Raw genomic sequence first — 8,143 nt, 5'->3', positions numbered from 1 at the left:
CAATCGGACAAACGCGCAGCGTTTGTCCGATTGCCGGAGCTGACCCCGACTTTCAAAACATATCCCGCATCTGGAAGTAGAGCATGCCCAATACCAGCGCCGGTGTTCGCAGCAGCGTGCCGCCGGGGAAGGGGGCATGCTTGACGCGCGCAAAGATATCGAAGCGCTCCGCCTGTCCCGCAATCGCTTCTGCCACCAGCAGGCCTGCCATGCCGGTGAAGGCCAGGCCGTGGCCTGAGAAACCCTGCATGTAATAGATGTTGTTGCCGATCCGCCCCAGGTCCGGCGCGCGGTTCATGCTGATGTCGATAAAGCCGCCCCACGCGTAATCGATGCCCACGTCCGCCAGTTGCGGAAAGACCGCCACCATGCGGCGCCGGATGCGTTCCACCAGGTTGGCCGGGGTCTTCGCGCTGTAGCTGTCGCCGGCGCCGAACAGCAGCCGGTGGTCGGCGCTGAAGCGGAAATAATCCAGTACGAAATTGGTGTCCGACACGGCGCTGCGGCGCGGCAGCAGGCTGTCCGCGTGTTCTTTGCTTAGCGCCTCGGTGGCGACAATGTAGGTGCCGACCGGCATGATGCGGGCGCTGACCTGCGGCACCAGGTTGCCGTATTCCGCCAGGTAGACGTTCGCACCGAGCACCACAAAGCGCGCTGCCACCTGTCCCTGCGCAGTGTGCACCAGCGCCGTCGTGCCGCGCTCCAGCAGGAATACCGGGGAGTCTTCGAAGACGCGCACACCGGCCGCCATCGCTGCGCGTCCCAGGCCAAGCGTGTACTTGAGCGGATGCACATGCCCGCCGCCCATATCGGCCACGCCGGCGTGAAAGCGTGGGCTGTCGATCCACTGCCCGATCTCCTGTGGCGAGATCCAGTGAAGTGGGTAGCCGTAGGTTTTTTCCACATGCCTTCCCCATGCTTCCAGCGCGCGCATTTTGCTGGCCTTGACGGCGAGGCTCAGCGCGCCGGGCTTGTAGTCGCAATCGATGCTGTACTTGTCGATGCGCTTGCGCAGCAGTTGCACGCCTGCCACCGACGCGTCCCATGCGCGGCGAGCGTCTTCGCGCGGCAGTTGCCGCTCGATGGCATTCTCGCCGTCGGCGCCAAAGCCAGGCAGGACCTGGCCGCCGTTGCGTCCCGAGGCGCCCCAGCCAAGGCGCTGGGCCTCCAGCAACACCACGGAATAGCCGCGCTCGGCCAGTTCCAGCGCGGCGGAAAGCCCCGCCAGGCCGCCGCCGACCACGCAGACGTCAGCGCTGGTGCTGCCGGCCAGCGGGGGCAGGGCAGCCGCGCGCTGGACGCTGGCCTCATAGTATGAGTTCTCGATGACGCCCAGTTCTTTCCGCAGCAGGGTGCCCATATCAGGTGACGCGGAAATTCAGGAACTGCCAGGGATCGTCCTGGTCGAGCGGCTCGTCGAACAAGCCGCTGCGTTCCTTGAGGGGCGTCCAGTCGCCATACACGCCAACCAGGTCGCCCAGGTAAGGCGCGGCGATTTCCATGACGAGCTGGTCGTCGATGTCGTCCGGCTCCACCACGCCGCAATCCGGATTGCGCAGCGCCCACGCCATGCCGCCGAGGATGCCCGCTACCACTTGCAGCGATGTCGCGGAATTGTGCGGCGCCAGTTCGCGTGCCTGTTCGATGCTCAGGCGCGAACCGAACCAGTATGCGCCCTTCGCATTGCCCATCAGGAGTACGCCCAGTTCATCGGTTCCGCTTGCGATGTCCTGGCCGATGATGCGCTGCTGGTTTTGCTGTTTCCAGTTTTTGCCGGCCACTTCGTGCAGCGACAGCACCGCATCGTCGCAGGGATGATAGGCGTAGTGCACGGTGGGGCGATACACCACCTCATTGTTCTCGCGCAGCGTCAGGTGGTCCGCGATAGAAATCGACTCGGCATGCGTGACGAGGAAGCCGTGGTAAGGCCCCTCCAGCGGCGTCCAGCTTCGCACGCGGGTGGCAATGCCGGGACGTTTCAGGTAGATGGCGGCATCGCAGCCGTAGCCATGGCGCGCGGCATCGGCCGGCCAGTGCTTTTCGTGGCTGCCCCAGCCCAGCTCCGCCGGCTGCAAGCCCTCGCTGACAAAGCCGTCCACCGACCAGGTATTGACGAATTCGTCGCGCGCCTTGCGGCGCTTGGAGACTTGCGTGTCGCGTTCGGCGATATGGATGACCTTGATCTGCAGCCTTTGCGCCAGCTTGGCCCAATCCTCGTAGCAGGCCGGGCGCTCCACTTCGAAATGCTGGTCGCGCGCCATGTTCATCAGCGCCTGCTTCACCAACACGGAAGCCAGGCCCGGATTGGCGCCTTGCGTGACCACGGCCGTCGCGCCGTGGCGTTTGTCGAGGCGGAAGGCCAGCACTGCCTCGCGCAGCGCGTAATTCGAGCGCCGCGACAGCGACAGTTGCTCGTCGTCGTAAAAACCTTTCCACGGTTCGGTGCAGGTGTCGAGTAAAGGATGCCGCGCCGCCAGCAATAGCGAATCAGGTCCAGGCTCGAAACGTCGACGGAGAGATTGAGCAGGAAGTCGCCCTTTTGCAGCAGGGGATCGAGAATGCTCTCCAGGTTCCCTTCCTGCAACGGCGTCGCTTCATAAGCGATGCCATATTCTTCGGCGATGCCGCTCTGGTCCGGGCCGCGTGACACCACCGTGACCTGCGACGGTTCCAGCTCAAAATGGCGAAACAGCAGCGGCACCACAGCCTGGCCAATGCTGCCGAATCCGAGCATGACCAGGCGCCCCGGTAATCGGGCGTGTTTGTTATGGCTATCCATCTGATCTCCCCCAAAAGTAAAGCCATTGTGTGGCGCAAGCCGGTTGGCTTCCATGCGGGATTTAACATTTCAGGGTTCTTGCATTTCGCAAAAAATAAGTTAAGATATGTCTTATTGCGATATATCTTAACTTGTCAGGAGGAAGCCATGTTCCATTTTTTCCGCGGTCACCATCGGCTGCACCATGAGCACCACCATCACCAGCGCGGCGGCGGCCGCGGCCCGAAGATGTTCGATGCAGGGGCCATGCGCTACGTCGTGCTGCAACTGATCGCGGACAAGCCGCGGCACGGCTACGAAATCATCAAAGAGCTCGAAACGCTGACCGGCGGCAGCTATTCGCCCAGCCCAGGCGCAATTTACCCGCTGCTGTCGATGATGGCTGACATGGGCCATGTCGACATCGTCAAGGACGGCAACAAGAAGCTGTATTCGGTGCTGCCGGAAGGGCAGCAATTCCTGGACGACAACCGCAATATGGTGGACGCCTACATGGCGCGCCTGGTCGAGAACGCGCGCGGCGAAGACGGCGGCGATTTGCGCACCCTGATGCATGCCCTGAAAGATGCCGTCATCACGCGCGGCCGCGGCCCCCGTACCACCCGCGAGCACGTTGACGCAATTCGCGCTATCCTCAAGCGCGCCATCAACGACATTAACCAACTCAGTTGATCGATTATCGAATGACCCAGACTCTCACTCCCCAACGCGAACGTACAGTCCTCTGGCTGCTGGCGTTCATACAATTCACCGTCATCATGGATTTCATGGTCATGATGCCGCTGGCTCCTCAACTGATGAGGGCCTTTTCCATCAGCGCCGCCCAGGTTTCCGGCGCCGTGTCGGCCTATGCCTGGTGCGCCGGGCTTTCCGGCTTGCTGGCGGCGACCTATGCCGACCGCTTTGACCGCAAGAAGCTGCAGCTCACGGTGTTCATGCTGTTCAACCTGTCGAACCTGGCATGCGCGCTGGCGCCGAATTTCCACGTACTGGTGCTGTCGCGCGCTTTTGCCGGCATGACTGGGGGCGTGCTGGGTGCGATCAGCATGTCCATCATCGCCGACCTGATTCCACAGGAACGGCGCGGCGCCGCCACCGGCGTCGTGATGACTTCCTTCAGCATGGCCGCGATTGCGGGCGTGCCGATCGGCGTCATGCTTGGCGCGCATTTCGGCTGGCAGTCGCCCTTCTACCTGCTGGTGGTGCTGTCGATGGTGGTATGGGCGGTGGCTGCGCGCACCTTGCCCTCGATGACTGAGCACCTGGCGAATGCGCCGGTGCCGCTGGCACGCGTGCTGCCCGAGCTGTTAGGCCTGTTTACGGTGGGCGCTCACCTGCGCGGCTTCCTGCTGTGCTTCGTGGTCACGGTCAGCGGCATGATGGTGATCCCATTCATTTCGCCTATGCTGGTCGGGAACCTCGGCATCGAGCCGGCGCAGATCAGCTATGTCTACCTGTGCGGCGGCATCGCAACCCTGTTCAGCTCACGCCTGATCGGCGGCTGGTCGGACAAGGCCGGCAAGCAGCGCGTGTTCCGCTGGGTGGCGCTGTTCTCGATTGCGCCAACCCTGTTCATGACGCACATGCCGCAGATCCCGCTGCTGCTGATCATGCTGTTCTTCCCATTCTTCATGGTGGCGATGTCGGGCCGTTTCGTGCCGCTGCAGGCACTGCTGACCACCATTCCCGAACCAAAGCGGCGCGGCGCATTCCTGAGCGCGAATGCGGCGGTTCAGCAGGTGGGGACGGGGATTGGCGCCTTTGCCGGCGGCCTGCTGGTGCATACCGATGCGGCCGGGCGTTTGCTGGGTTACGACACCATCGGCATCATCGCTTCGGTGTTGATTGTCTTTTCGGTGTGGTGGGTCGGGCGCGTGCAGAGCGCGCCCGCGCCGCTGGCTGCTAGTTCCCCTGCTTGACCACCAGGTCCAGCAGGCGCTGGCCTTGCTCGAGGACGGGCTTGGCCAGCTCATCGCGCACGATGTCGCTGAAGAAGCCATCCATCACACGGTTGCCGTCCTGCGACAGGAAAGTGAAGCGCAACTGGCCCGCGCCTGGCGCATACAGCGGCTTTTGCGGCGAGGCCTTGATGAAGGCAGGGATGGCGCTTGCCACCAGTGTTTTCGCCTGGGCCGCCACATCGGCCGGCGCACCTTCGAAAACAGCGGTGCGGCCGGTCTGGTTGATGTAGCGCACGCGCCCGTCGGCGTAAGCGGCCAGGGTATCCATGCTGCCATCCAGCGGTACTTCGATTACTACGCCGAGTACATCCGGCGACGCAGGTGCATGGCCGTTGGCGCGCAACCATTGCGCGGCCAGCAGGCGCACGCGAGATTCTTCGTTGGGGTCTTGGGCGATGGCTTGCACCACGCGCGCATCGGGCGCTTCGCCAAAGAGCTGGCCGACATCGTCGGCGAACAGCATCCTGTGCACGGTATTTAATTCTTCCGTGCTATACGGCGCGTCAGCGCGGGTTTTCGATTTGGCGCCGAACGCCGCAAACAACTTCTTGAACATCTTTTACCATCCGGTGAGTGCTTCTACTTCTGTAATGTGGCGCCAGCTTGGGCGGGCGCGCATCATGTCGGCATATTTCCGCAATGCCGGCCAGTCGGTCGCAGGACGCGGCATATTGCGCGACCAGCGCATGTACATGGTCAGCATCAGGTCAGCGCCGGAGAACGTTTCGCCCAGCAGGTAAGGGCCATGCGCAGCGAGGCGGGCATCCAGCATCGCCCACATCGATTCAATGCGTTGCTGGATAGCGCTGCGCAGCGCGCTGTCTTCATTCGTGCTGCCGACGTCGGCCGGGTAGAACCACAGGCGGAAGTTGTTACCCAGGCTGTTGGCCATCGTCACGATCAATTCATACCATTCGGCCCGCGCCAGTGAACCGGCGGGCGGCGCCAGGTTCGATTGCGGGTGGCGTTCGGCCAGCATCATCATGAGTGCAGCCGATTCGGCGAATGGCTTGCCGTCGATGAGCAGGGTAGGGACCTTGCCCTGCGGGTTGATGCGCAGGTATTCCGGGCTGCGCTGCTGGCCTGCATCAAGGTCGATTGCCACCAGTTCGTAAGGCACGCCGGTCTCTTTCAGCGCCGCGTGGATCGCCAGGCTGGCCGCACCTTTGCCGTAGTAGAGGGTGTACATGGATCAGTCCTTCAGGCCCTTGCGCCATTGATCGAGCGACATCAGTTCGCCGCTGATATCGTCTTCCACCAGGATTTCGCCGTTCACGTGCGAGACCAGGAAGCTTGCTACCGCTTGCGCCATGTCGTCGCCGTTCTCCACGAAGATGAGCTGGTAGTAAGGGCTGCCCTTCACATCGCGCGGCGCAGGATCGGTTTCCAGCAGCGCCCCATGGCGTTCGCCGCCGCTGCGTTTCTCAATGGCGTCGGCCAGGCGCTTCAATTCCGGCAGCGCCATCAGCTTTTCAACCGCCTGGTCGCGGCTCACGTTCGCTTTGACCGCCGGCATGGCCGCCGGTGCTGGCGCAGCAGCGGCCACGGGCGTCATTGCAATATTGGGTTTGTGATTGCTTGCATACCAGGCGCCGATACCGGCAACAAGAAGGCCGGCAACAGTACCGGCAATAGCGGATTTACGGGTAGTGGACATGCGATTGCGCAACCCTGCGATGAAAGTGCGCCAATACTAACAGATATGAATCTCATCCGGCCGGAGCGCCGTACAATGCTGCGTCGCAGAAAATTGGTTTTTTAATATGTGAGCATTCGTCGCGCTACTTGCGCCAAGCCCGGCATGCGGCTGGAATAGGCTCGTAACTCGCTCCGGTACGCAAACGATCAACCAGGCTTGTGGCAGTTTCGGCGCCGTCGCTTTGCTCGCCGTGCCGGATATTGCTGATCACCCAGCGGCGCTGTTCCTTTTTGACTTCGACGTGCAGCGTCATGTGCTCGCCTGCTTCATGATCGCTTGTGCCATCCCAGCTACATTCGACGTTCACCAAGGCGCGCGGCATAACAATCCTGGGCCTCGCCACCAGGCATGCGCTCGGGTGATCCCAGCGATCGAACACCATAGTGGCATCAGCGGACGAATTCGGCGGCGGTTTGGGCACATCCTCGTCAGGGACAGGGGTGTGTGCGGTATTACACTCCACGGCCGTTGCGAGGTCCTGCAATTTCGCGGACAGCAGCGAGAACTGGTCTTCTTTGTTCAAACCGAATCTGTTTTCAAATCGTTCGTGCATCAGCCCATCAAAAAACGCGCGCACTACGGCTTCGGGCTCTGTTCCGGATGCACTGGTCGCTGCGCTGGTCAGCAGGGCTGCTAATACAACGGAAAATGGTCTCATTGAGTTCACTTGCGGTGTTGTACGGACATAACGACCATATGGTGTATGCCGCTATCGGTTTTGATACTGAAGCCTCCCATGCCGCCCAAGACATCCACTGCGATAAGGGTCATATCCCACGCGTCTTCCCAATCGGCATCCCATTTCGGGACAGTGAGCCTGGGAAAGCCTCGCCGTTCGCCAAAATCACGAACGGCGCCGATGCGCGAGCGAACTGCTTCGAGCAGGTTGAAGTCAGCCCATGACCACGTCCAGGTATTACTGGCGGTTGAAAGCGTGCCGACAAATTCGATGTCAGCCACAATTTGCAGGTGATCGCCGTGCGTGAACACCAACTGTGCGCTTCTCTGGTAACAATCCCAGACCGGGCAATTCATAAGGCCAAAGACCTCATTCATCGCTCCCCGTTTGGCCCACGGGGCGTTGTGTAACGATCCCCGGTACTCGGCCCATTCCGTTCGTATGGGATCGTCCATACAGTTGACGCTTTGCGCGATGCCATCTTCATAGCAATGCCCGCAAAGCACATCGATCTCGATCTCGCCTTCATTCATGTCGTTCCATCCGCCTTCTCGTTCGAAGACTTTATGGCATGCCGCGCACCATGCGTCGCGCCAGGGCGACTCCACGTTCGGGTAGCCGCAGCACCATTCCTGTGCCGGATTTTCGGCCAGGTGTTTGCAGACATACACGAAGCTGCTCTCGCCGTGGACAGGGCAAACGATGGTTGCGATTGTCATGGCGAAGGTGTTGACCAGATGCGGCGCGCCGCCCAAGCGCCCAGGATCCCCATGGCGAGAATCGCGATCAGCGGGACAAAAACAGGAAAATGAAGCGAATGGTTTTCGATCGACCAGCCGACGTCCAGGCAATCGCCTGTGAGTTCCTGTCCGACGATCAAGTCGTAGCAAATGACGGCTGGCGTTAACATCCCGGCCTCTTTAAGGCCAATTGCCAAGAGAAGCAGAAGGGCATCCAGCACCGCAATGAGGCAGCAAAGCTGGAAGGCTATATTTCGCTTTTTGCGCATATAGGAATTTGCGTGT

The 8,143-nt window shown here is 61.3% G+C and carries 11 protein-coding genes; 2 read left to right on the top strand and 9 right to left on the bottom strand.

Annotated elements, in window-relative coordinates; all coding sequences use genetic code 11:
- Positions 1–52: 52 nt before the first annotated feature.
- The 3 genes from ASD58_RS08100 to ASD58_RS32105 are packed head-to-tail and all read right to left on the bottom strand — an operon-like array spanning position 53 to position 2,779.
- Entirely contained in the window at positions 53–1,360 is a 1,308-nt protein-coding gene (locus ASD58_RS08100; protein ID WP_057260599.1) for an FAD-binding oxidoreductase, read from the bottom strand.
- A 1-nt stretch (position 1,361) separates the two neighbouring features.
- Complete coding sequence (locus tag ASD58_RS08095) at positions 1,362–2,366, bottom strand: saccharopine dehydrogenase C-terminal domain-containing protein (RefSeq protein ID WP_229209932.1); 1,005 nt, start codon at positions 2,364–2,366, stop codon at positions 1,362–1,364.
- Complete coding sequence (locus ASD58_RS32105) at positions 2,279–2,779, bottom strand: saccharopine dehydrogenase NADP-binding domain-containing protein (protein ID WP_229209931.1); 501 nt, start codon at positions 2,777–2,779, stop codon at positions 2,279–2,281. The genes ASD58_RS08095 and ASD58_RS32105 overlap by 88 nt, the downstream gene beginning before the upstream one ends.
- A gap of 147 nt (positions 2,780–2,926) precedes the next feature.
- On the opposite strand from ASD58_RS32105, the gene ASD58_RS08090 reads away from it, so the two are divergent.
- Positions 2,927–3,451, top strand: coding sequence for a PadR family transcriptional regulator (locus ASD58_RS08090; protein ID WP_057260598.1), 525 nt, complete (start codon positions 2,927–2,929; stop codon positions 3,449–3,451).
- 11 nt (positions 3,452–3,462) lie between these two features.
- Entirely contained in the window at positions 3,463–4,698 is a 1,236-nt protein-coding gene (locus tag ASD58_RS08085) for an MFS transporter (RefSeq protein ID WP_057260597.1), read from the top strand.
- Here the strand turns inward: ASD58_RS08085 and ASD58_RS08080 are convergent.
- The 6 genes from ASD58_RS08080 to ASD58_RS08055 all read right to left on the bottom strand — a co-directional run bounded on the left by ASD58_RS08080 (position 4,682) and on the right by ASD58_RS08055 (position 8,127).
- Entirely contained in the window at positions 4,682–5,296 is a 615-nt protein-coding gene (locus tag ASD58_RS08080) for a hypothetical protein (RefSeq protein ID WP_057260596.1), read from the bottom strand. The genes ASD58_RS08085 and ASD58_RS08080 overlap by 17 nt on opposite strands.
- 3 nt (positions 5,297–5,299) lie before the next feature.
- Positions 5,300–5,929: a glutathione S-transferase family protein gene (locus ASD58_RS08075; RefSeq protein ID WP_057260595.1), complete on the bottom strand. Its 630-nt coding sequence runs from the start codon at positions 5,927–5,929 to the stop codon at positions 5,300–5,302.
- Between the two features lie 3 nt (positions 5,930–5,932).
- Positions 5,933–6,397, bottom strand: coding sequence for a hypothetical protein (locus ASD58_RS08070; RefSeq protein WP_229209930.1), 465 nt, complete (start codon positions 6,395–6,397; stop codon positions 5,933–5,935).
- A 124-nt stretch (positions 6,398–6,521) separates the two neighbouring features.
- Positions 6,522–7,097: a hypothetical protein gene (locus tag ASD58_RS08065; RefSeq protein ID WP_156401193.1), complete on the bottom strand. Its 576-nt coding sequence runs from the start codon at positions 7,095–7,097 to the stop codon at positions 6,522–6,524.
- A 5-nt stretch (positions 7,098–7,102) separates the two neighbouring features.
- Complete coding sequence (locus ASD58_RS08060; RefSeq protein ID WP_229209929.1) at positions 7,103–7,837, bottom strand: DUF6882 domain-containing protein; 735 nt, start codon at positions 7,835–7,837, stop codon at positions 7,103–7,105.
- Entirely contained in the window at positions 7,834–8,127 is a 294-nt protein-coding gene (locus ASD58_RS08055) for a hypothetical protein (RefSeq protein ID WP_057260591.1), read from the bottom strand. The genes ASD58_RS08060 and ASD58_RS08055 overlap by 4 nt, the downstream gene beginning before the upstream one ends.
- Positions 8,128–8,143 lie beyond the last annotated feature (16 nt).

The organism is Duganella sp. Root1480D1, from assembly GCF_001427305.1.
Taxonomy (GTDB): Bacteria; Pseudomonadota; Gammaproteobacteria; order Burkholderiales; family Burkholderiaceae_D; genus Rugamonas.
Note: the sequence above shows the minus strand (reverse complement) of the source record. Positions and strands in the feature narration are given on the sequence as shown.